The 25,267-nt window shown below is 65.3% G+C and carries 26 protein-coding genes and 3 pseudogenes; 21 read left to right on the top strand and 8 right to left on the bottom strand.

Translation table 11 applies throughout. The annotated features are described in order from the left end of the window. The 3 genes and pseudogenes from AC0ZZU_RS07025 to AC0ZZU_RS07015 all read left to right on the top strand — a co-directional run. A pseudogene (locus AC0ZZU_RS07025) lies at nt 1–161 on the top strand (IS5/IS1182 family transposase); the annotation flags it as partial. Between the two features lie 762 nt (nt 162–923). Continuing rightward, nucleotides 924–1,157, top strand: a complete 234-nt coding sequence (locus AC0ZZU_RS07020) for a hypothetical protein (RefSeq protein ID WP_476339791.1) — start codon at nt 924–926, stop codon at nt 1,155–1,157. A 105-nt stretch (nt 1,158–1,262) separates the two neighbouring features. After that, on the top strand, nt 1,263–1,553 hold the full coding sequence (locus AC0ZZU_RS07015; protein WP_476339790.1) for a DUF3077 domain-containing protein: 291 nt from the start codon (nt 1,263–1,265) through the stop codon (nt 1,551–1,553). A 101-nt stretch (nt 1,554–1,654) separates the two neighbouring features. Here AC0ZZU_RS07015 and AC0ZZU_RS07010 read toward each other — a convergent pair. Next, nucleotides 1,655–1,753, bottom strand: a pseudogene (locus tag AC0ZZU_RS07010) (transposase); the annotation flags it as partial. Between the two features lie 130 nt (nt 1,754–1,883). Between AC0ZZU_RS07010 and AC0ZZU_RS07005 the strand changes: the two are divergent. The 11 genes from AC0ZZU_RS07005 (at nt 1,884) to AC0ZZU_RS06955 (ending at nt 11,244) form a co-directional block, all read left to right on the top strand. Next, nucleotides 1,884–2,285: a hypothetical protein gene (locus AC0ZZU_RS07005; RefSeq protein WP_476339789.1), complete on the top strand. Its 402-nt coding sequence runs from the start codon at nt 1,884–1,886 to the stop codon at nt 2,283–2,285. Between the two features lie 130 nt (nt 2,286–2,415). Continuing rightward, nucleotides 2,416–3,774 carry a benzoate 1,2-dioxygenase large subunit gene (gene benA / locus AC0ZZU_RS07000; RefSeq protein ID WP_476339788.1) on the top strand — a complete coding sequence of 453 codons (1,359 nt, stop codon included), beginning with the start codon at nt 2,416–2,418 and terminating at the stop codon, nt 3,772–3,774. Further along, on the top strand, nt 3,771–4,256 hold the full coding sequence (benB, locus tag AC0ZZU_RS06995) for a benzoate 1,2-dioxygenase small subunit (protein ID WP_476339787.1): 486 nt from the start codon (nt 3,771–3,773) through the stop codon (nt 4,254–4,256). The genes benA and benB overlap by 4 nt, the downstream gene beginning before the upstream one ends. A 46-nt stretch (nt 4,257–4,302) precedes the next feature. Then, the gene (gene benC / locus AC0ZZU_RS06990; protein WP_476339786.1) at nt 4,303–5,313 is read left to right on the top strand and encodes a benzoate 1,2-dioxygenase electron transfer component BenC; all 1,011 of its coding nucleotides are present in this window, start codon (nt 4,303–4,305) and stop codon (nt 5,311–5,313) included. 216 nt (nt 5,314–5,529) lie between these two features. Further along, nucleotides 5,530–6,291 carry a 1,6-dihydroxycyclohexa-2,4-diene-1-carboxylate dehydrogenase gene (locus tag AC0ZZU_RS06985; protein WP_476339785.1) on the top strand — a complete coding sequence of 254 codons (762 nt, stop codon included), beginning with the start codon at nt 5,530–5,532 and terminating at the stop codon, nt 6,289–6,291. Nucleotides 6,292–6,322: 31 nt separating this feature from the next. Further along, nucleotides 6,323–7,444: a muconate cycloisomerase family protein gene (locus AC0ZZU_RS06980; protein ID WP_476339784.1), complete on the top strand. Its 1,122-nt coding sequence runs from the start codon at nt 6,323–6,325 to the stop codon at nt 7,442–7,444. A 27-nt stretch (nt 7,445–7,471) separates the two neighbouring features. Beyond that, nucleotides 7,472–7,762 carry a muconolactone Delta-isomerase gene (catC, locus tag AC0ZZU_RS06975; protein ID WP_476339783.1) on the top strand — a complete coding sequence of 97 codons (291 nt, stop codon included), beginning with the start codon at nt 7,472–7,474 and terminating at the stop codon, nt 7,760–7,762. Nucleotides 7,763–7,799: 37 nt separating this feature from the next. Continuing rightward, nucleotides 7,800–8,708 carry a catechol 1,2-dioxygenase gene (gene catA, locus AC0ZZU_RS06970; RefSeq protein WP_476339782.1) on the top strand — a complete coding sequence of 303 codons (909 nt, stop codon included), beginning with the start codon at nt 7,800–7,802 and terminating at the stop codon, nt 8,706–8,708. A 61-nt stretch (nt 8,709–8,769) separates the two neighbouring features. After that, entirely contained in the window at nt 8,770–9,852 is a 1,083-nt protein-coding gene (locus AC0ZZU_RS06965) for a metal-dependent hydrolase (protein WP_476339781.1), read from the top strand. Beyond that, a complete protein-coding gene (locus AC0ZZU_RS06960; protein ID WP_476339780.1) occupies nt 9,849–10,559 on the top strand; it encodes a TraX family protein in 711 nt (236 codons plus the stop codon). Before AC0ZZU_RS06965 ends, AC0ZZU_RS06960 begins: the two co-directional genes overlap by 4 nt. Nucleotides 10,560–10,686: 127 nt before the next feature. Beyond that, nucleotides 10,687–11,244, top strand: a complete 558-nt coding sequence (locus tag AC0ZZU_RS06955) for a sterol desaturase family protein (RefSeq protein WP_476339779.1) — start codon at nt 10,687–10,689, stop codon at nt 11,242–11,244. Here AC0ZZU_RS06955 and AC0ZZU_RS06950 read toward each other — a convergent pair. From AC0ZZU_RS06950 to fni, 5 genes and pseudogenes are all read right to left on the bottom strand, one after another. Further along, nucleotides 11,165–12,103: pseudogene (locus tag AC0ZZU_RS06950) on the bottom strand (phytoene/squalene synthase family protein); the annotation flags it as partial. The gene AC0ZZU_RS06955 and the pseudogene AC0ZZU_RS06950 sit on opposite strands and share 80 nt — an antisense overlap. Further along, on the bottom strand, nt 12,100–13,590 hold the full coding sequence (locus tag AC0ZZU_RS06945) for a phytoene desaturase (protein ID WP_476339778.1): 1,491 nt from the start codon (nt 13,588–13,590) through the stop codon (nt 12,100–12,102). The gene AC0ZZU_RS06945 and the pseudogene AC0ZZU_RS06950, both read right to left, overlap by 4 nt. After that, complete coding sequence (crtY, locus tag AC0ZZU_RS06940; protein ID WP_476339777.1) at nt 13,587–14,753, bottom strand: lycopene beta-cyclase CrtY; 1,167 nt, start codon at nt 14,751–14,753, stop codon at nt 13,587–13,589. Before crtY ends, AC0ZZU_RS06945 begins: the two co-directional genes overlap by 4 nt. Beyond that, nucleotides 14,750–16,003, bottom strand: a complete 1,254-nt coding sequence (locus tag AC0ZZU_RS06935) for a glycosyltransferase (protein WP_476339776.1) — start codon at nt 16,001–16,003, stop codon at nt 14,750–14,752. Before AC0ZZU_RS06935 ends, crtY begins: the two co-directional genes overlap by 4 nt. Continuing rightward, nucleotides 16,000–17,043: a type 2 isopentenyl-diphosphate Delta-isomerase gene (fni, locus tag AC0ZZU_RS06930; RefSeq protein ID WP_476339775.1), complete on the bottom strand. Its 1,044-nt coding sequence runs from the start codon at nt 17,041–17,043 to the stop codon at nt 16,000–16,002. The genes AC0ZZU_RS06935 and fni overlap by 4 nt, the downstream gene beginning before the upstream one ends. 228 nt (nt 17,044–17,271) lie before the next feature. Here fni and AC0ZZU_RS06925 point away from each other — a divergent pair, with 228 nt between their 5' ends. After that, complete coding sequence (locus AC0ZZU_RS06925; protein WP_476339774.1) at nt 17,272–18,174, top strand: polyprenyl synthetase family protein; 903 nt, start codon at nt 17,272–17,274, stop codon at nt 18,172–18,174. Nucleotides 18,175–18,189: 15 nt separating this feature from the next. Here the strand turns inward: AC0ZZU_RS06925 and AC0ZZU_RS06920 are convergent, their stop codons facing one another. Continuing rightward, nucleotides 18,190–18,651, bottom strand: coding sequence for a hypothetical protein (locus AC0ZZU_RS06920; protein WP_476339773.1), 462 nt, complete (start codon nt 18,649–18,651; stop codon nt 18,190–18,192). 168 nt (nt 18,652–18,819) lie between these two features. Between AC0ZZU_RS06920 and AC0ZZU_RS06915 the strand changes: the two genes are divergently transcribed. The 5 genes from AC0ZZU_RS06915 to AC0ZZU_RS06895 all read left to right on the top strand — a co-directional run bounded on the left by AC0ZZU_RS06915 (nt 18,820) and on the right by AC0ZZU_RS06895 (nt 22,414). After that, nucleotides 18,820–19,620, top strand: coding sequence for an OBAP family protein (locus AC0ZZU_RS06915; RefSeq protein WP_476339772.1), 801 nt, complete (start codon nt 18,820–18,822; stop codon nt 19,618–19,620). Between the two features lie 29 nt (nt 19,621–19,649). After that, nucleotides 19,650–19,892, top strand: a complete 243-nt coding sequence (locus tag AC0ZZU_RS06910; RefSeq protein ID WP_476339771.1) for a hypothetical protein — start codon at nt 19,650–19,652, stop codon at nt 19,890–19,892. A 284-nt stretch (nt 19,893–20,176) separates the two neighbouring features. Further along, complete coding sequence (locus AC0ZZU_RS06905; protein ID WP_476339770.1) at nt 20,177–20,698, top strand: cupin domain-containing protein; 522 nt, start codon at nt 20,177–20,179, stop codon at nt 20,696–20,698. Between the two features lie 5 nt (nt 20,699–20,703). Further along, nucleotides 20,704–21,084 carry a termination factor Rho gene (locus tag AC0ZZU_RS06900; protein WP_476339769.1) on the top strand — a complete coding sequence of 127 codons (381 nt, stop codon included), beginning with the start codon at nt 20,704–20,706 and terminating at the stop codon, nt 21,082–21,084. A gap of 109 nt (nt 21,085–21,193) precedes the next feature. Then, entirely contained in the window at nt 21,194–22,414 is a 1,221-nt protein-coding gene (locus AC0ZZU_RS06895; protein WP_476339768.1) for a YCF48-related protein, read from the top strand. Here AC0ZZU_RS06895 and AC0ZZU_RS06890 read toward each other — a convergent pair. Beyond that, on the bottom strand, nt 22,385–22,729 hold the full coding sequence (locus AC0ZZU_RS06890; RefSeq protein WP_476339767.1) for a hypothetical protein: 345 nt from the start codon (nt 22,727–22,729) through the stop codon (nt 22,385–22,387). The two genes, AC0ZZU_RS06895 and AC0ZZU_RS06890, sit on opposite strands and share 30 nt — an antisense overlap. A 389-nt stretch (nt 22,730–23,118) precedes the next feature. Between AC0ZZU_RS06890 and AC0ZZU_RS06885 the strand changes: the two genes are divergently transcribed. Beyond that, nucleotides 23,119–25,266 carry a PQQ-dependent dehydrogenase, methanol/ethanol family gene (locus AC0ZZU_RS06885; protein ID WP_476339801.1) on the top strand — a complete coding sequence of 716 codons (2,148 nt, stop codon included), beginning with the start codon at nt 23,119–23,121 and terminating at the stop codon, nt 25,264–25,266. The last annotated feature ends 1 nt before the right edge of the window (nt 25,267 follow it).

Genomic DNA, 25,267 nt, shown 5'->3' with positions numbered 1-25,267 from the left:
AAGACTGAGCGATTGAAAGACAAAGTCGAAAAGCTGAAACAGCAGATGCAAAAACTCAAGGACATCGAGGCGCAGCTTCAACCAGTCCCGATCAGCAAATCTCGCTTACCGATCCAGATGCCCGTTCAATGGCCACAAGCGGCCGAGGTCAGACTGTGATCCGCGCCTCCGATACCGACTCGCTTTTGCTATCACAAGCTTGTGGCAGCCTGAAGCGTCTTAAATCTCCAAGGTGCTCGATGACCTCTGCTGGCCATCAGTTGCACATCCTGAGGGGCGCTATGATCGACAGCGATCAGTCGCGAGCGGCTGGCTTCAACCACAGCTACCAGTGACAAGAGGCAGAATCGGAAAATGCATCCCTACTCATCTCAGCATGGCAAGGCCACGCCTTTGGCGAGGGCGTCGGCGGAAAAATAGCTGACCGATTGTTAAAAGTTACGCCGGGGCACAATGCGGAATATGCCCTGAAGCAGGGATCTTGAATGGGGTGATGAAAAGGGCTCCATAACGCGTTCCCTCACAGAGTCTCCCGTCGCGGTACAAGGCACGCCCTCACACACGATGTGTAATCCGCAGAGCGGGAGCAGGCTTTTTCCTCTTAAAACACGGTAAAACATCAGACTTTGCCTATATCGTGTAGGACATTTCCGAATTATCCTGCTATCGCCTTCAGGCGCTTGCGGTGGTCTTGTTACGGGTCTAGTCTCGGCCGGTCGTTGAAAACACAACGACTCGGTTTTGACAGACCGATAGGAACCAAACGCATGCGCGACCGTGTTATGGCGGCTGTGCGTGGGGCACTTCGGTGCGCCGGTCTTTTCTCGTTTGTTCCCCGGTCTGTCAACCCGCGTACAGCTGCCACCTTTCTGTTTGACAGCAGGCTTGTGGCGGCTCCACCTTGAACATACGAGAGCTACGCCATGCTGAAGATCGTCCCAGATCCACCAGAAACAACCGATACACCTCCCTCCATAGAAGCCCTGCTTCTTCAGACCTCGGAATACCTGGTCTGCGCCTTGACCATCGCGCAGCAGACGGTGCTGCTCCAACCCAAACCTGCTGGACAGGTAATGACCTTGGCTGCGATGCATGAGATTGAAAATGCTCACACGTTGGTCGAGATGGCGCTGAGTCGGGTGCGGGCTGTGCACTGATCCGAGTCCGAGTTGGGTTTATCGCGGCGGTTCGGCGTTCCGACAAGCCCGCTCCTACAGAGGGATGCGTGCGCCAGCTCAGCTGCGCACGTCTGGAGGTTATGTATGAGTAGCAACATGAAACCTAAAGAGCTGAAGACTTCTGGCGTCGGTACCTTCGGGGAAGGCGTCGGCGGCACGATCGCGGACCGGTTGTTCAAGGTCCAGCCGGGGCACGACGCGGAATATGCGCTGGAACAGGCGTCGGTGCTGTTGGACTGCGTGTACAAGATGACGCTGGACGCCGGAGTCGATGGCAACGGCCAGATGGTCTGGGGTGCGCATTATCTTAGCGGAATGGCCAAGGCACTGGTCGAGGATGTGACGCACGGGATGATGACGGGGCCCGTTCGCTAGGCCTCGCTCGCCTCATGGGTGGAAGGCGGCAAGGATTGCCTTCTGCCCATGCCCATGTTGACCCGGTGCGCGTCAAGCCCCGTCCTTTGCGGCGGTGGAAATCAATGCGGCGTTTGCTGCTGCTCGATGTACTGGCGGATGATTTCGAGGGGAGCGCCGCCGCAGCTACCGGCAAGGTAGGAGGGCGACCACAGTGCGCCACCTGCAACTGCCAGTTTCTTCGCCAAGCGCGCAGCCTTCCCGCGCTTCAAGAAGAAAGGCCAATCCGACAGCTTCCGCTATCCCGATCCGAAGCAGATCAAGCTCGATCAGGCCAATAGCCGCATTTTCTTGCCCAAGCTGGGCTGGCTGCGCTACCGCAACAGCCGCGAGGTGCTGGGCGCGGTCAGGAACGTCACCGTCAGCCTGAACACGGGCAAATGGTGTGTGAGCATCCAGACCCAGCGCGAAGTCGAACACCCCGTGCCGCAGGCCACCAGCGCCATCGGCATCGACGTCGGCATTGTCCGCTTCGCCACAATGAGCGACGGCAGCCATCTTGCGCCGCTGGCCAGGGCCTGCGGCCTCGAGGAAAACGCCGATGTGGTCGGCGCGATCAACATATTGGCGCGGGGACACCGCGTTGCAGCCCGTGGAGAGACGGTGCAGTCAGGCTGCTCGATGAAGCAGGAACCCACCGAAGCGACTACGCGAGGATCCTCGTGTGGCACTGTAGGAATTCCCTGCCTTTAGGCGGGGGAGGATGTCAAAAATCACACCCCGTGCACAAAACGGATAGCGATCTGCACAAACTGGATATTGCCGCCTCACCCATCGCCCTAACCTGACCTGGCCTGAAACAATAACAAACGGAGTCCTGGCCATGTCCCTGGGAATCGACTACCTGAATACCATGCTCGAAGACGATAGGGAAAAGGGCGTCTACCGCTGCAAACGGGAGATGTTCACTGATCCTCGATTGTTCGAACTGGAAATGAAGCACATCTTCGAGGGCAACTGGATCTACCTGGCCCACGAAAGCCAGATCCCCGAGAAGAACGACTTTCTCACCACCACCATCGGGCGCCAGCCGATCTTCATCGCGCGCAACAAGGATGGTGTCCTCAATGCCTTTCTCAATGCCTGCAGCCACCGTGGCGCGATGCTGTGCCGTCACAAGACCGGCAACCGCTCAAGCTACACCTGCCCGTTCCATGGCTGGACCTTCAACAACAGCGGCAAGCTGCTCAAGGTCAAGGACCCGAGCGAGGCCGGCTATCCGGCTAGCTTCAACTGTGAAGGCTCCCACGATCTGACCAAGGTCGCGCGCTTCGAATCCTACCGGGGCTTCCTGTTCGGCAGCCTGAACGCCGATGTGCTGCCGCTGGTCGAGCACCTGGGCGAGTCGGCGAAGATCATCGACATGATTGTCGACCAGTCGTCCGAGGGGCTGGAAGTACTGCGCGGTTCAAGCTCCTACGTCTTCGAAGGCAACTGGAAGCTGGCCGCCGAAAACGGCGCCGACGGCTACCACGTGAGCTCCGTGCACTGGAACTACGCCGCCACGCAGAGCCAGCGCAAGCAGCGCGAAGCGGGCGACGAGATCAAGACCATGAGCGCTGGCGCCTGGGCCAAGCAGGGCGGCGGCTTCTACTCGTTCGAGCACGGCCACCTGCTGCTCTGGACCCGCTGGGCGAACCCGGAGGACCGTCCGGCCTTCGAGCGCCGTGACGAGCTTGCCCGTGACCATGGCCAGGCCCGCGCCGACTGGATGATCCAGAACTCGCGCAACCTGTGCCTGTACCCCAACGTCTACCTGATGGACCAGTTCAGCTCGCAGATCCGCATCGCGCGGCCAATCTCGGTGAACAAGACCGAGATCACCATCTACTGCATCGCGCCGAAGGGCGAAAGCGCCGAGGCGCGTACCAGCCGCATTCGTCAGTACGAGGACTTCTTCAACGTCAGCGGCATGGCGACGCCGGATGACCTGGAAGAGTTCCGCTCGTGCCAGACCGGTTACGGCGCAGGCGCCGGCTGGAACGACATGTCACGTGGCGCGACCCATTGGGTCGACGGTGCGGACGAAGCTGCGCGGGAAATCGCCCTCAAGCCGCTGCTGTCCGGCGTGCGCACCGAGGACGAGGGCCTGTTCGTGCTGCAGCACAAGTACTGGCAGGACACCATGCTCAAGGCCCTCGAGCCCGAGCCAGCGCTGATCCCGGTGGAGACCGTGCCATGAGCCTTTTCGAGACCGTGCGCAATTTTCTCTACCGCGAAGCCCGCTGCCTGGACGATGCCCAATGGGACGAGTGGCTTGAGCTGTACGCGCCCAACGCAACGTTCTGGATGCCGTCGTGGGACGATAACGACCAGCTCACCGAGGACCCGCAAAGCGAGATTTCGCTGATCTGGTACGGCAACCGTGGCGGTCTTGAAGACCGCGTGTTCCGGATCAAGACCGAACGTTCGAGCGCGACCATTCCCGACACCCGCACCTCGCACAACCTCAGCAACATCGAGATCGTCGGGCAGAGCGAAGGGCAGTGCCAGGTACGCTTCAACTGGCACACCCTGAGCTTTCGCTACAAGACCACCGACAGTTATTTCGGCACCAGTTTCTACACCCTCGATGTACGCGGCGAGCAGCCGCTGATCCTGGCCAAGAAGGTGGTGCTGAAAAACGACTACGTCCGTCAGGTCATCGACATCTACCACATCTGAATCGTCCGATAGGCGAGCGCCAGGGCGTTCGCCTGCGAGGTGCACCATGAACTACAACATCGCACTGAATTTCGAAGACGGGGTCACCCGCTTCATCGAAGCCACCGGGGCCGAGACTGTCGCCGACGCGGCCTACCGCCAGGGCATCAACATCCCGCTGGACTGCCGCGACGGCGCCTGTGGCACCTGCAAGTGCCAGGCCGAGGCCGGTCGATACGAGCTGGGAGACAACTTCATCGAAGACGCGCTCAACGAGGAAGAAATCGCCGAGGGCTACGTGCTGACCTGCCAGATGCGCGCGCTGAGCGATTGCGTGGTGCGCATCCCGGCGTCGTCGCAGGTGTGCAAGACCGAGCAGGCCAGCTACGAGGCTGCCATCAGCGACGTCCGCCAGCTGTCCGAAAGCACCATTGCGTTGTCGATCAAGGGCGAGGCCTTGAGCCGCCTGGCGTTCTTGCCGGGGCAGTATGTCAACCTGCAGGTGCCTGGTAGCGAACAGAGCCGCGCCTACTCCTTCAGCTCGCTGCAGAAAGAAGGCGAGGTGAGTTTCCTGATCCGCAATGTGCCCGGCGGGCTGATGAGCAGCTTCCTCACGGGGCTTGCCAAGGCAGGCGACAGCATGACCCTGGCGGGGCCCTTGGGCAGCTTCTACCTGCGCGACATCCAGCGGCCATTGCTGCTGCTGGCCGGTGGCACGGGCCTGGCGCCGTTCACTGCGATGCTCGAGCGTATTGCCGAGCAGGGCAGCGCACACCCCGTGCACCTGATCTACGGGGTGACCCACGATTTCGATCTGGTCGAGCTCGATCGCCTGCAGGATTTCGCGGCGCGCATCGCCAACTTCAGTTTCAGCGCCTGCGTCGCCAGCCCTGAAAGCCAGTATCCGCAGAAAGGCTACGTGACCCAGCACATCGAGCCGCGCCACCTCAATGGCGGTGATGTCGATGTGTACCTGTGCGGCCCGCCGCCGATGGTCGAGGCGGTGAGCCAGTACATCCGCGAGCAGGGGATTACCCCCGCGAATTTCTATTTCGAGAAGTTCGCCGCGGCGGCCTGAGCCTCTTTCAAGCGCCACCCCATCGAACCCTGATCCTGTGGGAGCGGCCTTGTGCCGCGATCGGGCCCGTAGGGGCCGCAGGTCTGGCAATTGCGGTCTCAGGGTTCACGGGGCGGGAGGTTCACGGCCCCTGCGGGCCCGATCGCGGCACAAGGCCGCTCCCACAGGGGTGGCCCAGTCGCAGTGGTGCAAACAGTGGAAACGGGAGTAGCAATCATGAACCACAGATTCCACAACAAAATCGCCCTGGTCACCGGCGCGGCCCAGGGCATCGGCCGCCGTGTGTGCGAGCGGCTGTTGGCCGAAGGCGCGCGGGTGGTGGCGGTAGACCGCTCCGAGCTGGTCTTCGAACTGGAAGGCGAGGGCGTGCTCGCGCTGACCGCCGACCTCGAGCAGCACGCGGATTGCGCACGGGTCATGGCGGCGGCCGTCGATACGTTCGGCCGCCTGGACATCCTCGTCAACAATGTGGGCGGGACCATCTGGGCCAAGCCTTTCGAGCACTACGAGGCCGCGCAGATCGAATCCGAAGTGCGCCGCTCGCTGTTCCCGACCCTGTGGTGCTGCCATGCCGCGCTGCCGTACATGCTCGAGCAGGGCAGCGGCGCCATCGTCAACGTCTCCTCCATCGCTACCCGCGGCGTCAACCGCGTGCCCTACGGCGCGGCGAAGGGTGGCGTCAACGCACTGACCGCCTGCCTCGCCTTTGAAACAGCCGGGCGCGGCGTGCGCGTTAACGCCACCGCACCCGGCGGCACCGAGGCACCGCCCCGGCGCATCCCGCGCAATAGCGCAGCGCCGACTGCCGACGAGCAGGCGTGGTACCAGCAGATCGTCGACCAGACGCTCGACAGCAGCCTGATGAAACGCTACGGCACCATCGACGAACAGGTCGGCGCGATCCTTTTCCTGGCCTCGGACGAGGCTTCCTATATCACTGGCGTGACGCTGCCCGTGGGCGGCGGCGACCTGGGCTGACCCGCCCGAACCGATTGAACGGAGTATTCCCATGACACACGCAGTGATCGAACGGATCGAGGCCATCATCGTCGATCTGCCGACTATCCGGCCTCACAAGCTGGCCATGCACACCATGCAGCAGCAGACCCTGGTCATCCTGCGCCTCAGGTGCAGCGATGGCGTCGAGGGTATCGGCGAGTCCACCACCATCGGCGGGCTGGCCTACGGCTATGAAAGCCCCGAGAGCATCAAGGCCAACATCGACGCGCACCTGGCGCCGGCGCTGGTCGGAATGCCGGCCGCCAACATCAATGCCGCCATGCAGAAGCTGGACAAGATCGCCAAGGGCAACACTTTCGCCAAGTCCGGCATCGAGACGGCGTTGCTCGACGCCCAGGGCAAGCGCCTCGGCCTGGCGGTCAGCGAACTGCTCGGCGGGCGTGTGCGTGACAGCCTGGAAGTGGCATGGACCCTGGCCAGCGGCGACACTGCCCGCGACATCGCCGAAGCCGAGCAGATGCTCGAGGCCCGGCGCCACCGCATTTTCAAACTGAAGATCGGCGCCAACCCGCTGGAGCAGGACCTGCGCCACGTGGTGGCGATCAAGAAGGCCCTGGGCGACCAGGCCAGTGTGCGCGTCGACGTCAACCAGTACTGGGATGAATCCCAGGCCATCCGTGGCTGCCAGGTACTCGGCGACAACGGCATCGACCTGATCGAACAGCCGATCTCGCGCGTCAACCGTGGCGGCCAGGTACGGCTCAACCAGCGCAGCCTGGCGCCGATCATGGCCGACGAATCGATCGAAAGCGTCGAGGACGCTTTCAGCCTGGCCGCCGACGGCGCCGCCAGCGTGTTTGCCCTCAAGATCGCGAAGAACGGCGGCCCGCGCGCGGTGCTGCGCACGGCGCAGATCGCCGAGGCTGCGGGCGTCGCCCTGTACGGCGGGACCATGCTCGAGGGCGCGGTCGGTACGCTGGCCTCGGCCCACGCCTTTGTCACGCTCAAGCAGCTCACCTGGGGCACCGAGCTGTTCGGCCCGCTGTTGCTGACCGAAGAGATCGTCACCCAAGGCCCCGAGTACCGCGACTTCCAGCTACACGTACCGAACACCCCAGGCATTGGCCTGGCCCTGGACGAAGCGCGCCTGGCCCGCTTCGCCCGCCGCTGACCCCGACTTGCCGCAAGGAGAGACACCATGCTTTTCCACGTGAAGATGACCGTGAAACTGCCGATCGACATGGACCCGGCCAAGGCCGCGCAGCTCAAGGCCGACGAAAAGGAACTCGCCCAGCGTCTGCAACGCGAGGGCACCTGGCGCCACCTGTGGCGCATCGCCGGGCACTACGCCAACTACAGCGTGTTCGACGTGCCCAGCGTCGAGGCGCTGCACGACACCCTGATGCAGCTGCCGTTGTTCTCGTACATGGACATCGAGATCGACGGGCTCTGCCGCCACCCATCGTCGATCCACGCTGACGACCGCTGATCCGCGCCACTACAAGAACAACAGAAGGTACACACCCATGACCGTGAAAATCTCCCACACCGCTGACCTGCAGGCGTTCTTCGAAGAGGCCGCCGGGATTGGCAACGACAACGGCAATCCACGTCTCAAGCGCATCGTCCTGCGGGTGCTGCAAGACACCGCGCGGCTGATCGAAGACCTCGACATCAGCGAGGACGAGTTCTGGTGCGCGGTGGACTACCTCAATCGCCTGGGCGGCCGTGGCGAAGCCGGGCTGCTGGTGGCGGGGCTTGGCGTCGAGCATTTCCTCGACCTGCTGCAGGATGCCAAGGATGCCGAGGCCGGGCTGTCTGGCGGGACTCCCCGCACCATCGAAGGTCCGCTGTACGTGGCCGGTGCGCCGCTGGCCGAAGGTGAAGTGCGCATGGACGACGGCAGCGAGGAGGGCGTCGCGACCCTGATGTTCCTCGAAGGCCAGGTGCTCGATCTCCAGGGCCAGCCCCTGGCGGGTGCCACGGTGGACCTGTGGCATGCCAACACCAAGGGCACTTATTCGTTCTTCGACCCCAGCCAGTCCGAGTACAACCTGCGCCGGCGCATCATCACCGACGCCGAAGGCCGCTACCGCGCCCGCACTATCGTGCCGTCCGGCTATGGCTGTGATCCGCAGGGCCCGACCCAGGAATGCCTCGACCAGCTTGGCCGTCATGGCCAGCGCCCGGCACATGTGCACTTCTTCATCAGCGCGCCAGGGCATCGGCACCTGACCACCCAGATCAACCTGTCGGGGGAAAAGTACCTGTGGGATGACTTCGCCTATGCCACACGCGACGGCCTGGTCGGTGAAATCAAGTTCCATGAAGACAACGGCCAGCGCTATGCGCGGTTGAACTTCGATTTCCAGCTCCAGGCTGCCCAGGACGATGCCGCCGAGCAGCGCAGCGCCCGCCCCCGGGCGCTGCAGTAAGGTGTAGGTGGGTCCGACCCTGTGATACGTTTCCCTGACTACACCAGCAGGGGATCGCATTTTGGACTCATTGACGCAGGCCGTATTGGGCGCCGCCTTGCAGGGCACGGTGTTGGGACGGGTACAGGGCCGGCGCTCGCTGTTCTACGGCGCGGCGCTGGCCACGGTGCCCGACCTGGACGTGGTGATCCGCTACGCCGACCCGGTCTCGCAGATGACCTTCCACCGGGGCTTTTCCCACTCGCTCTTCGTGCTCACTGGCTTGGCCCTGCTGCTGGCCTGGCTGGTCGCCAGCGTGGCACGCAGGCGCTGGCCCGACAAAGGCTACAGCGGGCCCAGGTTGTTTCTGGCGTTCTGGCTGGTGCTGATCACCCACCCGGTGCTGGACGCCTTCACGGTCTACGGCACCCAGCTGTTCTGGCCGATCCACTCGATCCCGGAGAGCTGGGCAGCGGTGTTCATCATCGATCCGGTCTACACCGTGCCTCTTCTGGCGGCGGTGATCTTTGCAGCGGTCAAGGGCTTTGCGGGGCGCGGCGTGCCGGTGCTGCTCGCGGCGCTGGCGTGCAGCACGGCCTACCTGGGTTTCGGCCTGGGCGGGCGGGTGATGGCCGAGCAGCGCTTCCACGCGGCGCTGGACCAGCAGGGCATCGCCGTCACCGATGTGCGCGCCGTGCCGATCGCCTTCAACAGCTTGGTCTGGCGAGTGATCGCCAAGACTCCGGACGGCCAGTACTACGAGGGCATCAGCAGCCTGTTCGACAGTGAGACGCCCGAGTGGCTGCGCCAGCCGCTGAACCTCGACGCGCGCGGTGTTCTCGACGATGCTCCGCTGCACGAGCGGTTGCGCTGGTTCACCGGCGACTGGCTGCGCTACGACATCGTCGGCGATGCGCTGGTAGTGACCGACCTGCGCATGGGCAACCCTGGCAACTACACTTTCCGCTTCAAGATGGCCGCGCGGGATGATCAAGGCCGCTGGGCACCGGTCACGCCGTCGATGTGGCGAGGCGCCGGTCCAGGCTCGATGTTCAACGCCCAGGACATGGCACTGATCTGGCGCCGTATCGTCGAGCAGCAGCCACCTCTGCCGCTGGCCCGCTGGACCCGGCAATACCTGGGCGCCGAAGCGCACGGCCAGTGACTGCGCGCAATCCCGGCCTGGACCTGCTCAAGTGGCTGGCGATCATCAGCATGATCGCCGACCACCTGCGCTACCTGTGGCCCCAGGCCGAGTGGCTGTTCGTGGTCGGTCGCCTGGCGTTTCCCTGGTTCTGCCTGGCACTTGCCGCCAATGTCGCGCGCACGCAGGCCGGAACGCTGTTCACCCCGCGCAACGGCCGCTACCTGGGTTGGCTGGTGCTGTTCTCGCTACTCTCCGAAGCACCCTACCGCTGGCTCGACAACGGCTCGGTGACTCTCAACGTGATGCCGACCCTGGCCCTTGGGCTGCTGGTCGCCTGGGGCGTGCACCATCGCACGCGCCTGGGCGGCGTGCTGGCGCTGGTCGCGGTGTTCGTTTCGGCCCTGGGCAACGACAGCTTGATGTACGGCCTGGCGGGCGTGCTGCTGCCAGCTGCGTTGCTTGTACCGATCGCCAGGGGCGGGGTGTGGTGGATACTGCCGGGCCTGCTCGCGGTGGCCGCGAACTTGAACAACAGTTGGCTGCTCGCCCATCTCCTGGAGCCTTTCGTGTTGCTGGTCATGGCCACCGCCCTGGCCGCCGTGCCGTTCGGGCTGGGCATGCTGCGCCTGGGAACGCTGCCGCCGATCTGGCCGGTGGGCCGTTGGGGCTACGGGTTCTATCCCGTGCATCTTGCACTGATCAAGACCTTGAGCCTGTTGGCCTGAGGCTGGCCCGCCAACTGGCTGTTGCGCTGGGTCAATGCCAGGGCCGATAGTGGCGCGACACACTGAACGATCGGGCCTCGCTCGCCCTCAGAGCACACATGATCTCTTTCAGCAGTCAGGACCGGCCATGCTCGCAAACACCCTTGTCTTCCTGATCACCCTGGCCGCCATGGAAGCGGTTGCCTACCTTGCGCACAAGCACGTCATGCATGGCTGGGGCTGGGGCTGGCACCGCTCGCACCATGAACCCCGGACAGGCTGGTTCGAGAAAAACGACCTGTATGCCGCGGTGTTCGCAGGGCTGGCCATCGTGCTTATCGCGCTGGGCACCAGCGGTCTGCACCCGCTGGAGTGGATCGGTGCCGGTATGACCGCCTATGGTCTGCTGTACTTCGTCGTGCATGACGGGCTGGTGCACCATCGCTGGCCATGGCGCGTGGTGCCGCGTCGCGGCTACCTGAAGCGCTTGTATCAGGCGCACTTGATGCACCATGCGGTGGAAGGCAAGGAGCGTTGCGTGTCCTTCGGCTTCCTGTATGCCCCGCCTATCGATCGGCTGCGGGCGCAGCTGCGCGCCCGGCATCAGGGGCCGCTGCGCAAGCCGGGCGCGGACGGGTCCACAGGTGTTCAGGGCGATCCGGCCAGCGACGCCAGCGCGAACCGAGTGCGCGCCACAGGCCCGTGAGCACCGCCGCGATCTTTTCGCCCTTCGAGGTCGACACCCGGCCATCCCATGCCTGGCTGCCCGCAGCCAGTACCTTCACGCCGATCTGACGATAGACCGTGGCCGCCGTGGCCACCGCCCAGGCAGAGCGCCAGGGCAGGGCGCCGAGTCCGGCCTGGGCGCTCTGGTAGTAGGGTTCTGCCTGCTCGATCAAGTGGCGGGCTAGCCCGGCCAGCGCATCCCGGTAGGCCGGATCGGCCAGGCGCTGCGCGGGAATGCCGTGGTCCAGCAGCCATCGCTCGGGCAGGTAGCAGCGCCCGACGCGGGCGTCTTCGACGATATCCCGGGCAATATTGGTGAGCTGCAGGGCCAGTCCCAGGTCGCAGGCACGGTCCAGGGTAATCGCATCCTTGGCGCCCATGACCCGCGCCATCATCAGCCCCACCACGCCGGCCACGTGGTAGCAGTACTGCAAGGTGTCGTCGAAGGTCCGGTAGCGGTACTCGGTCACGTCCATTTCAAAGCCGCGCAGCAGGTCCAGCGCCTCGCCTCGCGGTATGTCGTGGCGCCGCACCACGTCCCGCAGGGCGGCAAAGGCCGGATCGTTCAAGGTCTGGCCCTGGTAGACCGCATGGGTCTGGGCCTGCAGCTGCGCAAGGCACTGTTCGGCCTGTGCACGGCTGACGGGCACCGCATCGTGCCCTGCCTGCTGGCCGTCGATCACGTCGTCGCAGTGGCGGCACCAGGCATAGAGCATCACTGCCGAGCGACGGGTGTGCCTGTCGAACAGCCGGGAGGCGGCGGCGAAGCTCTTGGAACCGACAGCGATGCTCTGGTTGGCGTGATCGAGCAATCCGTTGTCGTCGAGGGCGGCGCTCATGCGTGCAGGTCCTCCAGCATCAGGCCGGCGGTGGCCTTGGCCGAACCGATCACGCCCGGTACGCCCGCACCCGGGTGGGTGCCCGCGCCGACCAGGTAGAGGTTGGGCAGGTGCGCGTCGCGGTTGTGCGGGCGGAACCAGGCACTTTGCTGCAGCACAGGCTCCAGGGAGAACGCCGAGCCCAGGTGGGCATTGAGCTCATCGCGGAAATCCCCCGGGGTGAAAATCCGGCTGGTCACCAGGTCCTCACGCAGGCCAGGCATGTAGTGCCGCTCCAGGTAGGCGAGGATGCGGTCGCGGTAGCCCGGACCCTCGGCCTGCCAGTCGATCGGCGCATTGCCCAGGTGCGGGACCGGTGCCAGCACGTAATGGCTGGAGCAGCCGGGCGGCGCAAGGCTGGGGTCGGTCACGCACGGGGCATGCAGGTACAGGGAAAAATCCTCGGGCAGCGACTGGCCGTTGAAGATCTCGTCGATCAGCGCGCGGTAGCGTGGACCGAAGCAGACGGTGTGGTGTTGCAACTGCGGCTGCGGGCGCTTGAGGCCGAAATGGATGACGAACAGCGAGTTGCTGAAGCGCTTGCCCTTCAGGCGCTGTCCTTCCTGGCGGCCGCGAGGGTCGCCGGCCAGCAGGTCGGCATAGGTGTGCACCACGTCGGCATTCGAGGCCACGCTGTCGGCCTGCCAGTGGCGGCCATCGCGCGCCCGGACGCCCGTGACACGACCCGCCTGGGTGTCGATGGAGGCAACGTCGGCGTTGAGCTCCAGGCGCCCGCCAAGGTCCTCGAACAGCCGCACCATGCCCTGTACCAGCGCGCCGGTGCCACCCCTGGGAAACCACACGCCCCACTGGCGCTCAAGGGCGTGGATCAGGCTGTAGATCGACGAAGTGGCGAACGGGTTGCCGCCGACCAGCAAGGAGTGGAACGAGAACGCCTGGCGCAGCTTGTCGTGCTCTACGAAGCGCGACACCATCGAATACACGCTGCGCCACGCTTGCAGTTTCGCCAGTTGGGGACCGGCCTGGAGCATGTCGCGAAACGACAGGAAGGGCACCGCGCCAAGCTTGACGTAGCCTTCCTCGAACACCGCCCTGGAGTACGCGAGAAAGCGCTGGTAACCCGCCACGTCGCGCGGGTTGAGCGCGTGGATCTGCCGGTCCAGCGCGGCCTGGTCGTTGGCATAGTCGAACTGCGTGCCGTCTTCCCAGCACAAGCGGTAGAACGGCTCCACCGGTAGCAGCTCGACATAGTCGGCCATCTTCCTGCCGCTCTGGGTGAACAGTGCCTCGATGGCGCTGGGATCGGTGATCACCGTGGGGCCGGCGTCGAAGGTGAAGCCCTGGTCACGGTAGACATAGGCGCGCCCGCCGGGCTGGTCGCGTTTTTCCAGCAAGGTGGTGCGGATGCCAGCTGTCTGCAGGCGGATGGCCAGGGCCAGGCCGCCGAAACCGGCCCCGATGACGACTGCGGTTTTTGCTTGACTCATGTCGGGGTCTCGAAATGCCGTGGTGAATGACGCATGGCCGCCTTGACGGCCTCGCCCACCGGGACGGGCGGCTTGCCCGTGAGGATGCGCGCGCGGTCGCGCCAGGTACTGTGGCCCGCGTAGAAACGTTCGATCAGCGCTTCGGGCAGGCCGTAGAAACGCTGCATGACCTGCCAGCGGTCCTGCGGGCGGCCAGCCAGGAACAGCATGCGGTTGAGCAGGCGGTAGAAACCTTGGGCCTGCCATTGGCCGCGCGCGTACTGGCGCAGGTCGCTGGCCAGGGTCTGCGCATCGCCCAGCGGGCGGGCTGCCAGCCAGTCGGCCAGGCGCACGGCCTCGGGCAACGAGTAGCCCGTGGTGCAATGACACAGGCCCGCGCGCAGGCCTGAAGACAGGTGCCCGGCGCCTTCGTCCCAGAAGGCCTCGAAATCGCCCGCGAGGGTTATCGGCAGCACGCCGTGCTCTTCGCGCAGGCATTCGGCGACCGACCAGCCGCGCTGCCGCACATAGAGATCGATATGCTCGCGCAGTTGCCCAGGCGTCAGCCGCTGCCGGTCGACGTAATGCGTGTCCTCGACCAGCACGGTGTCGGCAGAGAAGGGCAGGAGGTAGACGAACCGGTAGCCGTCGCCCTGTTCCACACGTGCGTCCATGATGACCGGAGCCGCCAGGCCGTGGGGCTGTTCAAGGCGCAGCTGCTGGCCAAGGAAGGCCTGCTGGCCGAGGATCATGCTGGGACTGGGACGCATGCCGCGGCCATCGATCACGACCCTGGCGGCCAGGCGCTCGCCATTGTCCAGGCTGACCTGGGTCGGACTCAGGGCAACGATCTGCCGGTTGAGCAGCAGGCTCTCGCCCAGGGCCGGGGTGATGACCTCGGCGAAGCGTTCGCTGGTGATGCTGGCGTAGCCGCTGTGCAGAGTGCGGGAACGCTCGGGGAAATGGACCTGGTAGCCGGGCCAGCGCTTGACCACCAGTGGATCGAGCCAGCGGTGCTGTACGGCGCTGAGGTCGCCGTCGTGGAACGACCAGGTGTGGTTGCCGCCCAGTGTGGACTGCTCCTCGATGCACAGGATGTCCAGCTCGGGGCGCAGCTGGCGCAGGCGCCAGGCGATCAGTCCATTGGCCAGGCCGCCGCCAGCCAGAATCAGGTCGTGGCTCATCGGCCTGTTCTCCCAAGGGCAGCTTCGACGATATAGGCCGCTTTCGGCGCACCGCCGGCCTGTTGCAGTTCTGCAGCCAGCGCGTCCAAGGCGGGCGCGCGGTGCCTCAGCAATCCCTCCAGCTCCGCGGCTATGCGCGGTGCCCGGGCCCAGCGGTGCAGCTTCACCCCAAGCTTGTGATGGCTGACCCGCGCTGCCACCCCATGCTGGTCAAAGGCAATGGGCATCACCAGGATGGGGGTGCGCGCGGCGATGGCGTCCATCACCGTGTTGAGGCCGCCATGGGTGACGACCGCATCAGCCTGTTCCAGGGCCCACCGCTGTGGCGCGAGGTCTGTCACCCAGGTTGCGCCGCGCTCAACCAGGCGGCGCGCCTGGGCCGGTCCGAGCTTGCCGCAATGGGCGACAAGCAGCTGCGCGCCGAGACTCCGGCAGGCCGCGGCGATCTGTTCGAACATACCCATGCGCTCGCCTTGCAGCGTGCCGAGGCTGGCGAAGATGAATGGCCGCTTGGGGTCGATCGGCCATGGCCCGGCATTTTCGCTGCGAGGCCCGCGCAGGGGGCCTACCGGGTGAAAATGGTCTGGAGGTGCGCGCCGTGGGAAATCGAAGCCCGGCAGCGTCTGGCTGATCTGTGCCAGTGGCGACAGGCACTCATGCAAGGCGCCAGGCGGCGGCACATTCAGCGCTCGGGCGGCATCGTCCAGTGCGCGGCCCAGCGGCGCCATCAGCCAGTCGTGCACCCGTGCGCTGCCTTGATACAGCTGCTGGCTGCATAGGTCGGCGCGATAGGTAAAAGGCATCACAGGCAAAGGCAGACCAGCTTCGCGGTTGATCGGCAAGGCGCAGGCGACCGAGATGAAGGGCAGGCCCATGCTCTGTGCGACAAGGGCGCCCGCGCCCTCCATCTGATCGCAGAGCAGGACGTCGATGCCCTGCTCTGCGAATACGGGCGGCAGCTCACGGCACAGCATCGCCGTGGTAGCCGCCATCTGCCCGATTACACGCCGCAAGCCCCAAGGGCTGCCCGGGTTGGCTGCCTGGCGCAGGACGGTCTCGAGGCTGCCGGGCGGATGGCTATGGGCGCCTACCGCCTGAAAACCCACGCGAGAATCGGTCAGCCAGCGCGCCGCATCTGCCTGATGAAAAAAGGTTACCCGGTGGCCTCGCTTCACCAATTCGACCGTCAACGCCTGCAGCGCCTGGAAATGGCTGTAGTAGGGTGGGGCAACGACGCCGATATGGCTCATGCCCAGACATGCTCCGGTAACAGCCGCGCCTGGCGCAGGGCCGCCAGGTCGCGGGAGCCGGTGCAGAAGCACGCGATACGCAGTTGACGCAGCATGACCTCGAAATGGGCGATCACCGCGTCGGTCGATTGCGTCGCCACCTCCAGCACCCCGGCAGCCTGCCCGACCAGGTCGGCGCCCAGGCGGATCGCCTTGGCGGCATCGACGCCGTCGCGCACACCGCCCGAGGCAATCAGGGTGACGTCCGGCAGCGCCCGGCGCACCGCCTGCACGGCGCTGGCGGTCGGGATGCCCCAGTCGGCAAAGGCCATGGCTACCGCGCGGTCTTCATCGCTCACTGCCCGTTCAGCCTCGACTGCTGCCCAGCTGGTGCCGCCCGCGCCCGCCACGTCGATCACCTGCACCCCCGCATCGACCAAGGCGCGGGCGACCGCCGCCGACAGTCCGGCGCCCACTTCCTTGACGATCACCGGCACCGGCAGCAGGCGGGTGAGTTCCGCAATGCTGTCCAGTACGCCCTGCCAATTGCGGTCCCCTTCAGGCTGCACGGCCTCCTGCAAGGGATTGAGATGGACGATAAGGCCATTGGCCTGCAGCGCATCCACGGCGCGGCGTGCCAGGTCTTGACCACCCGCTTCGCGCAGTTGCGCGCCGCCGATATTGGCCAGCAGCGGGATGCTGGGCGCCAGGCGCCGCAGCGACAGAGTCAGCCCCTGGGCGTGGCCGCCCTGCAGGCTGACCCTCTGCGAGCCCACGCCCATGGCGATGCCCAGCACCTCGGCGGCTTCGGCCAGGTGCCGGTTGATCGCCTCGGCGCGCTCGGCACCGCCGGTCATGGAGCTGATCAGCAGCGGCGCGCGCAGCGCGATACCCAACAACTGGCTGCCCAGGTCGATGTCGTCCAGGTTCAGTTCGGGCAGGGCGCAGTGCTCGAAGCGCACCGCCGCCCAGCCGGCATCCATCTGGCGCGCGGCCTTGCGGGGGTCCAGGACGATGTCCAGATGGTCATCCTTGCGTCGGCTCAAGTCGCTTTGTTTCATTCCGGCTCCGGTGCCCAGGAATCATTCGGGGCTTCGCGTGGTCTTTCCTGTACCAAGGAGTTGTACAACCGATGGTTAGTTGCATAGGTTTAGTACGGGACCACGCATTCAGGCAACCGCGCGAGCCAGTGGTTCCTTTGCGGCCAGGGTCATTCGATTCCGCTATACCTGAATAGACACCGGGATACACACCAGGGTTTTTGCAGCCCGCGATGATTTGAGGGAACGATGACAGCACACCCGACAGTAACCATAGACGTCAGCTTCGCCGAGCACCTCGCGCGGCTGCGGGCGGACCTGGAGACGCGGCTTGACGCCTTGCTGCCCAGGGCCAGCGGCGAGCGCGACCTGGTGGCGTCGGCCATGCGCGAGGGGGCGCTGGCACCGGGCAAGCGCATGCGTCCGCTACTGCTGATGCTTGCCGCCGATGGTCTCGGCGCCTGCGACCAGGCAGCCCTGGACCTGGCCTGCGCGGTAGAGATGGTGCACGCCGCTTCGCTGGTGCTCGACGACATGCCGTGCATGGACAACGCCCGGGTGCGACGCGGACGCGCAACGGTGCACCTCGCTTTTGGGGAAGATGTGGCCATTCTCGCAGCGGTCGCGTTGCTGTCGCGCGCTTTTGCCCTGGTGGCGGCGATCGAGACCGTACCGGCGCCGGTGCGCAATCAGCTGGTAGCGCTGCTGGCCAACGCCATCGGCACCCAGGGACTGGTCAAAGGGCAGTTCCAGGACCTGCGTGACGGCGCGCAGCCGCGCACCGCCGACGAAATCGCCGCGACCAATACGCTGAAGACTGGTGTGTTGTTCAGCGCGATCATGGACATGGCCTGCCTCATCGCAGATGCCAGGCCGTCGGTGCGCGGCGCCCTGCAAGGCTTCGCACTGGAGCTTGGGCAAGCCTTCCAGCTCTATGACGACCTGCGCGACCGCGATCCGGACACGGGAAAGGACCCGGGCAAGGACGAGGGCAAATCGACCTTCGTGGCCCTGTGCGGCGAAGCGAAGGTGCGCGAGCGTTTGCAGGGGCACCTGGCCCGGGCGCAGAGCCAGCTGGCCCAGGCGTTTGACTGTGACATGCCGATCGGGCGATTCCTGCAACTGATCTTCGCCCGCGCAGGCAGTTGCTGACGCGCGGCATCCACCTCAGGGCAACGCTGCGAGGGCCCGCTGCAGCGGGTCGAGGTCGGCGAAGCGCTGCTCCCGCGCGACCTTACCATCCTTGAGCTCCAGCCATTGCACAGTGTCGCGGTCGCCCGCATAGCGGTCCGCCACCTTGCCGTCGCGGTCCAGCAGGATGCGGTAGCTGGCCGAACGCATCGTGGGCAGTAGTATCCACTTCGCCGGCGCGGGCATCATTTCGATGTCAGCGACAAACACGACCCCGCGAGCGTCCAGGAATCCCTTGGGCTTGTCCTCCACGGCACGGTTGACCAGGCGCGCGCTGGACATGCTGCGGGCGATCAGCAGCACACGGGTTTCGGAGGACAGGCTGTAGGCCTTGTCGAACTGGTCCTGCAGGGTCCATGGCGTGCTGATGGTGGCTGGCCCGGCCGATGCCGCGCTCGCGCCCAGGGCGCCGAGCAGGAGGAAGATGAAGCCTTTCATGGCAAACCGCTCTGTCTGGGAATGGCTCAACCTTAGCCAGCCTCATGGCAAATGCCAATGGCCTGCGGCAGGCAGCGCCGGGCAAAAAGATCAAACTTTCGGGCGCGCCTGCTTTCTCCTGAATAACCCCGGGGCATTCATCCCATCGATCCGGCAGAGGAAGCAGGCATGTTCGGCAAGGCAGTCGCGGTAGGCATCTCATTGACCCTGGCCGGTTGCAGCGGCTCCGATACCCGCTCGCCCACCGACTTGCCCGGCGCGCCCAAAAGCGCGCAGACCCGGGCGCTGGAGCTCGGCGCCGATGCGCTGCAATCCCAGCCGCCGATCAAGGCGCTCAATGCCTACCTCGACGGCTTCCATTTCTACAACGGTCATCCGGATGTGCAGATGGAAGCCCACCATTACTGCGCGGTGTTGAACGAGGAGGTCATCCAGTGCGCGATCTACGATGGCAACACTGCCCAGGCGCGCCTGATGGGTGTGGAGTACATCATCAGCGAGCGCCTGTTTGCCGGCTTGCCCACCGAGGAAAAAGCCCTGTGGCACAGTCATGCCCATGAGGTGAAATCCGGCCAGCTGGTGGCGCCGGGCATTCCGCTGGTTGCCGAGAACCGCCTGATGGCCAAGCTCGCCAATACCTACGGCAAGACCTGGCACACCTGGCACACCGATCAGGACAACGCGCTGCCGCTTGGCATGCCACAACTGATGATGGGCTTTACCGCCGACGGCCAGGCCGACCCTGCGATGGTGCGCCAGCGTGACGAGCGCCTGGGCATCGACAGCAACGAGCGCCGCAAGGCACGTGCCGAGATCAAGCCCAATCCTGTGCAGCCGGGCGCCGACGCGTGGAAGGCCGGCAAGGTCGTGCAGATCAAGGACAGCACCGGCCATACCCATCTGCATTCGCGCCCGGCGACCCCCGAGGACACCAATGCCCGCTCGTCTTCGACCTCGAAGCAGCCCTGAAGCTATCCCTTGCACCCCAGGAGACCACCATGAATAGAGACAAGGCCCCAGAAATCCGCAACCCAGGCGACAAGACACCTCGGCCTGTGTCGTCCGAAGAGGCTCAGAAGGGCCAGCCCCGTCATCCTGATGAGCCGGTGCTCGAGCGGCCCGATCCGGATACCGAGACGATCGACAAGGTGGTCACTCCGACCTCGATCAAGGAAAAGGAAGAAGAAGCGCGGTTGATCAAGGAACGCCTGGCCGAGAACGAACGCCTGCTCAAGCGCTGATCAGCGGCAAGGCCTCTTCGACCGGGAACGGCTTGCTGCCCGCGCGAAGCGTGCGCTTGGGGTTTTGTGGCGCCACAAGGCCCAAGCGCACGGCGCTCGATCTGTGCGGCGCCACAAGGCCCCAAGCGCACGGCGCTCGATCTCACGGGCACTCCAAGGCCCCAAGCGTACGCTTCGCGACGCCAGGGCTGCGCCCGGCCGACCACCGGTGCCCTTGTGCCCGGGGGAACGACCCGCCAGCGCCGTGGCTCTCAATAAGAGTGTCCTGGCAAAGGTAACCGACCATGAAAGCGCAACTGCTGTACTTCGAAGATGACGGCGAGACGCCTAACAGCGCCTTGCCGGTGGTGCTCTATCACCGCTGCCTCACGGACATGTCCGATGCAGCCAGCGCCTTCGAAGCGCTGTTTGCCCGCCACCACTGGCGCCCGCGGTGGCGCTCCGGCATCTTCGACTACCACCATTATCATTCCACGGCCCATGAGGCACTGGGCATCGCCAGTGGCAGCGCACGGGTCAGGCTGGGGGGCGAGGCCGGTAAGGCCCTGGTGCTGGCGGCTGGAGATGTATTGATCCTGCCGGCGGGCACCGGGCACCGCTGCGAGCACGCCAGCGACGACTTCCTGGTGGTCGGGGCGTATCCGGCAGGCCAGGAAGAGTACGACCTGCAGCGCCCAGGCAGTGCCAATCATGCGGCGTCCAAGGTGCGCATCGCCCAGGTGCCCATGCCCGAGGCCGACCCTGCAACGGGCGCCGGAGGCACGCTGGTGACCACCTGGCAGTCCACACACCTTCAATCGAGGTAATCGCCATGCCACAAGGCAGCAAGGACAAATACACCGCCGAGCAGAAGCGCAAGGCGCAGCACATCGAGGAGGAGTACGAGGATAAAGGGGTGCCCAAGGATGAAGCCGAGGCGCGCGCCTGGGCCACGGTTAACAAGCAGTCTGGAGGCGGCGAGAAGGCGGGTGGCTCGGGCAAGCGCACGCCTGCGGCCAGCAAGCACACCGCCAGGTCCGATTCGGCCACGCGCGCGGTCAAGACCCGGGAAGGGCATGCACGTGGTTCCAGTGAATCGCTGGAAAGCCAGACCAAGGAGAGCCTGCTCAAGGAGGCGCGCAGCAAGGACATCGCCGGACGCTCGCGCATGACCAAGGCGCAGCTGGTCGAGGCCCTGCGCAAGCATCATTGAGGAAGCGGGCTGGATGACCCGCTTGTTTTTGTCTACTTCTGCGTATAGATGCTATCGTCTCTCGTTCCTGAAAAGCGTCCTGGACCCCGCTGGAAACGTGGAGCGATACATGGCTTGCTGCAAGAAACTCGTGCTCATCGCACTCGCCAGCCTGGTGCTGGGCGCGTGCGATGACACCTCGACGCCGTCGGTGGAAACCACTGGGCGCTTCCCGCATTGCACCGAGCAGGCGCGCCATGACTCCTGCTTCGAACTCAACAATGCCAGTGACGTGCAGTACTCGACCCTGCAGCAGGACCCCGAGCGATTCTCGATCGATGCCGATGGCCTGCCGATGGCGGTGCAACTGGTATGGGGGTCGGATTTCTTCAACAGCATCACCCATGACGCCCAGGACCGGGTTGTGGCGGTGGGCGGCCCGCGCCTGCAGCTGAGCGAAGTGTCGGGGGAGGGCGCTGCGCCCTGGCAGACCGAGCGTTTCAGCGAGTACGGCGACGTTTTGCGCGCCGCCACGTGGGCGCGCGACGGCACGGCTTTCGCCGTGGGCAGCCATGGCGTGATCCTGGCTCGCGCGCCTGGGCATGAAGGCTGGGAGCGCCACAACCAGGTCTTCTCCCGCCTCGACGACCCGGCCCGCAAGGCGCTGGAATTCGATGGGGATGCCTATGGCGTGGCGATCGCCGATGCGCAGCATGCGGTGGTGGTCGGGGAAGAGCGCATCCTGCGCACCCAGGACGGAGGCCTGCACTGGAAGCGGGTGCCCTATCCGCTCAAGGACATCGCCTTGCAGGATGTGCAGTTCGTCGACGCCCAGACCGGCTGGGCGGTCGGCTCCGGGGGCACCTTGCTGCGCTCGGGCGACCAGGGCAGGACCTGGCAGAAAGTCCAGGCGCCGCTCGCCACCGCGCACTTGATGGGCCTGGACTTCAGTGATCCGCGGCACGGCTGCGTGACTGGCGGCTACAAGGTCTGGTGCACGGCCGACGGTGGCACGCAATGGATGGAAAGCGCGCTCGATACGCCGGTCGGCATGGACCTCTCCGACAGCATCGGCTTCACCCGGGTCAGGTTCCAGGATGCCCGCCGCGGCTGGCTGGTGGGCAAGGGCGGCCTGGTCATGCGCACTGCCGATGGCGGGCAGCATTGGCAGTACGTGACCCACCTGAGCCGGCTGCAGGGCCAGACACTCACTCAGGCAGAGCTGTGGGGGCTTACCATTGCCAATGGACGGGTCTGGGCTGCCGGGATTGGCTGGACCGGTGATCAGACCTATGGCAGCAACTCGCTTAGGTCCGGCGGTTTAGTGGTGTCCTGGGCGGTCGAGCCCTGAGCAGACCTGCAAGTACCAGGGCGCATAGGGCGTATTGGCGACCATGCGCCGGTTGAGATCCGCCGCGCCATCGCTCCACCACACCGGGCCGCGCTCGCCCAGCGCAATCTTGGCCGCATCGACCGACCTGCGCGCGGCCTGCAGGCGCAGGGTGTCATCGGCGGCCCTGGCCTGTTTTACCTCGCGCCGTGCCGCCATCAGCTGATCGACCAGCTGCTGGCGCACCTCCTCTGCAAGCGCCGGATTGCTGCAGCGCCAAAGGCGGCCGCGGACCACGAAGTAGCGGCCGTCGGGGGTGGTTGGGTATTTCGACATCGCTGATCTCCCGGATACATCGAGCCCCTGTACACACAGCAGTTCGCGTTCAGTGTGTGACCGAGCGGGCCAATCGATGTTCACCCGATTTTTCCGGGCTGACACAGGTGTGTCACCGCTGGGTCAGCTGGGTCTCCAGTGGGACGGCTGTCGCATGAGGCAAGCAGCCATCAACATACCTTGGTGACGGCTCCAACCGCTCTGGCACGATGCTTTCGGCCCAACGCCCAGGCTTTGGCACAGGCGTTGCTCTTATGGAAAGGCCCAACACCAGGTTGCGGCCTCTAATAAGAATCGGAGAGAGCACGATGAATCGGACTGGCCTGCTGTGCTGGCGCTCGAACGCCAGGGTGGAGCAACCACCGACTGCCCCGGTAACGATCCTGCGCATGGCGATGCTGGCGCTGGTGTTGACCTGTTCGCCGCTGGCGATGGCCGCCGAAGTCGACGGCAAGCGCATCGCCGCCGCCGACAACGAGCCGGGTAACTGGATGAGCCACGGGCGCACTTACGACGAGCAGCGTTTCAGCCCCCTCACGCACATCAACGACGGCAACGTCAGCCAACTGGGCCTGGCCTGGAGCTACAAGCTGGACCTGGACCGCGGCGTCGAAGCCACGCCGATCGTGGTCGACGGGGTGATGTACACCACAGGTCCCTTCTCGGTGGTCTATGCGCTCGATGCCCGCAACGGCAAGCTGCTCTGGAAGTACGATCCGCAATCCGACCGCCAGCGCGCCGGCGAAGCCTGCTGCGATGCGGTCAACCGCGGCGTGGCCGTCTGGCAGGGCAAGGTCTACGTCGGCGTGCTCGACGGGCGCCTCGAGGCCATCGACGCCAAGACCGGGAAACGGGTGTGGTCGGTCGATACCCGCAACGACAAGGCGCGCAGCTACACCATCACCGGCGCCCCGCGGGTGGTCAACGGCAAGGTCATCATCGGCAACGGCGGTGCCGAGTTCGGCGTTCGCGGCTACGTGACCGCCTACGAGGCCGAGACCGGCAAACAGGCATGGCGCTTCTTCACAGTGCCCGGTGACCCCAAGCTGCCGCCCGAGGACAAGGCCATGCAGATCGCCAGCAAGACCTGGCATGGCGACGCCTTCGTCGAACAGGGTGGTGGCGGCACGGCATGGGACTCGTTCGCCTACGACCCAGAGCTGAACCTGCTGTACATCGGCGTGGGCAACGGTTCCACCTGGGACCCGAAGTGGCGCAGCCAGGCCAAGGGCGACAACCTGTTCCTGTCCAGCATCGTCGCCGTCCATGCCGACACCGGCGAATACGCCTGGCACTACCAGACCACCCCCGGCGATGCCTGGGACTTCACCGCCACCCAGCACATGATCCTCGCCGAGCTGCCGATCAACGGCAAGCAGCGCAAGGTACTGATGCAGGCCCCGAAAAACGGCTTCTTCTATGTGCTCGACCGTGCCACGGGCGAGCTGCTCTCGGCCAAGAACATCGTCCCGGTGAACTGGGCCAAGGGCATCGACATGAAGACCGGCCGGCCTATCGTCGACGACGAAGCCGCCGCCTACTGGAAAGACGGCAAGCGCAAGCTGGTGACCCCGGCCTTCTGGGGCGCCCATGACTGGCACCCCATGTCCTACAACCCGAAGTCCGGGCTGGTGTATATCCCCGCGCACATCATGTCGGCCTATTACGAGCACATTCCCGATGCGCCCAAGCGCAACCCCTTCAAGAGCGTCTACCAGCTCGGCATGAAGACCGGCATGATGCCCGAGGGCGCGGACGGACTGCTGGAGATGGCCAAGACCTGGTCCGGCAAGCTGATCGCCTGGGACCCGGTCAAGCAGGCGCCGGCGTGGGAGGTGCCCTACATCACCATCTTCAACGGCGGTACGCTCAGCACCGCAGGCAACCTGGTGTTCGAAGGCAGCGCCGACGGCCGGGTGATCGCCTACGCCGCCGACACCGGCAAAAAGCTCTGGGAGTCACCTGCCGCCAGTGGCGTGATGGCGGCACCGGTGACCTATTCGGTGGACGGTGAGCAATACGTGACGTTCATGGCAGGCTGGGGCGGGGCGTTCTCGACCTTTGCCGGCGCCTTGTCGCTGCGCGCCGGGGTCCAGCCGTTTTCCCAGGTGCTGACCTACAAGCTGGGCGGCACGGCGCCCCTGCGCGAGCCTCCACCACCGGCCGATGCCCCCGAGCCTCCGGCGCTGAGCGGCGATGCGGCCACCGTGGCCGCGGGCGCGGCGCTGTACGACGGCAACTGCTCGCAATGCCACGGCATTCATGCCGTCAGCGGTGGTGTGCTGCCTGACCTGCGCAAGCTCACCAGCGAGAAGCACGGCATGTTCCTCGGCATCCTCTACGGTGGCCGGGTGCCGGACGGCATGCCGTCCTTCGCCGATGCGCTCAAGCCCGAGCAGGTGGAACAGGTGCACCAGTACCTGATCAAGCGTGCCCATGACCTCAAGCGCGAAGGCGATGCCTGGCAGCAGTTCAGCGCCAAGCCGGTTGCAAGCAAGGTTTCCCAGCCATTGGCCGACAACGACTCCAAGGAGTGAC

The sequence above is a fragment of the Pseudomonas sp. JE3303 genome, assembly GCF_056312565.1.
Note: the sequence above shows the minus strand (reverse complement) of the source record. Positions and strands in the feature narration are given on the sequence as shown.

What these genes read in the sequence shown, in the direction of transcription:
- AC0ZZU_RS07020 (WP_476339791.1), top strand. Translation starts at nt 924, where the DNA reads ATGCTGAAGATCGTCCCAGATCCACCAGAAACAACCGATACACCTCCC.
- AC0ZZU_RS07015 (WP_476339790.1), top strand. Translation starts at nt 1,263, where the DNA reads ATGAGTAGCAACATGAAACCTAAAGAGCTGAAGACTTCTGGCGTCGGT.
- benA (WP_476339788.1), top strand. Translation starts at nt 2,416, where the DNA reads ATGTCCCTGGGAATCGACTACCTGAATACCATGCTCGAAGACGATAGG.
- benB (WP_476339787.1), top strand. Translation starts at nt 3,771, where the DNA reads ATGAGCCTTTTCGAGACCGTGCGCAATTTTCTCTACCGCGAAGCCCGC.
- benC (WP_476339786.1), top strand. Translation starts at nt 4,303, where the DNA reads ATGAACTACAACATCGCACTGAATTTCGAAGACGGGGTCACCCGCTTC.
- AC0ZZU_RS06985 (WP_476339785.1), top strand. Translation starts at nt 5,530, where the DNA reads ATGAACCACAGATTCCACAACAAAATCGCCCTGGTCACCGGCGCGGCC.
- AC0ZZU_RS06980 (WP_476339784.1), top strand. Translation starts at nt 6,323, where the DNA reads ATGACACACGCAGTGATCGAACGGATCGAGGCCATCATCGTCGATCTG.
- catC (WP_476339783.1), top strand. Translation starts at nt 7,472, where the DNA reads ATGCTTTTCCACGTGAAGATGACCGTGAAACTGCCGATCGACATGGAC.
- catA (WP_476339782.1), top strand. Translation starts at nt 7,800, where the DNA reads ATGACCGTGAAAATCTCCCACACCGCTGACCTGCAGGCGTTCTTCGAA.
- AC0ZZU_RS06955 (WP_476339779.1), top strand. Translation starts at nt 10,687, where the DNA reads ATGCTCGCAAACACCCTTGTCTTCCTGATCACCCTGGCCGCCATGGAA.
- AC0ZZU_RS06945 (WP_476339778.1), bottom strand. Translation starts at nt 13,590, where the DNA reads ATGAGTCAAGCAAAAACCGCAGTCGTCATCGGGGCCGGTTTCGGCGGC.
- crtY (WP_476339777.1), bottom strand. Translation starts at nt 14,753, where the DNA reads ATGAGCCACGACCTGATTCTGGCTGGCGGCGGCCTGGCCAATGGACTG.
- AC0ZZU_RS06935 (WP_476339776.1), bottom strand. Translation starts at nt 16,003, where the DNA reads ATGAGCCATATCGGCGTCGTTGCCCCACCCTACTACAGCCATTTCCAG.
- fni (WP_476339775.1), bottom strand. Translation starts at nt 17,043, where the DNA reads ATGAAACAAAGCGACTTGAGCCGACGCAAGGATGACCATCTGGACATC.
- AC0ZZU_RS06925 (WP_476339774.1), top strand. Translation starts at nt 17,272, where the DNA reads ATGACAGCACACCCGACAGTAACCATAGACGTCAGCTTCGCCGAGCAC.
- AC0ZZU_RS06920 (WP_476339773.1), bottom strand. Translation starts at nt 18,651, where the DNA reads ATGAAAGGCTTCATCTTCCTCCTGCTCGGCGCCCTGGGCGCGAGCGCG.
- AC0ZZU_RS06915 (WP_476339772.1), top strand. Translation starts at nt 18,820, where the DNA reads ATGTTCGGCAAGGCAGTCGCGGTAGGCATCTCATTGACCCTGGCCGGT.
- AC0ZZU_RS06910 (WP_476339771.1), top strand. Translation starts at nt 19,650, where the DNA reads ATGAATAGAGACAAGGCCCCAGAAATCCGCAACCCAGGCGACAAGACA.
- AC0ZZU_RS06905 (WP_476339770.1), top strand. Translation starts at nt 20,177, where the DNA reads ATGAAAGCGCAACTGCTGTACTTCGAAGATGACGGCGAGACGCCTAAC.
- AC0ZZU_RS06900 (WP_476339769.1), top strand. Translation starts at nt 20,704, where the DNA reads ATGCCACAAGGCAGCAAGGACAAATACACCGCCGAGCAGAAGCGCAAG.
- AC0ZZU_RS06895 (WP_476339768.1), top strand. Translation starts at nt 21,194, where the DNA reads ATGGCTTGCTGCAAGAAACTCGTGCTCATCGCACTCGCCAGCCTGGTG.
- AC0ZZU_RS06890 (WP_476339767.1), bottom strand. Translation starts at nt 22,729, where the DNA reads ATGTCGAAATACCCAACCACCCCCGACGGCCGCTACTTCGTGGTCCGC.
- AC0ZZU_RS06885 (WP_476339801.1), top strand. Translation starts at nt 23,119, where the DNA reads ATGGCGATGCTGGCGCTGGTGTTGACCTGTTCGCCGCTGGCGATGGCC.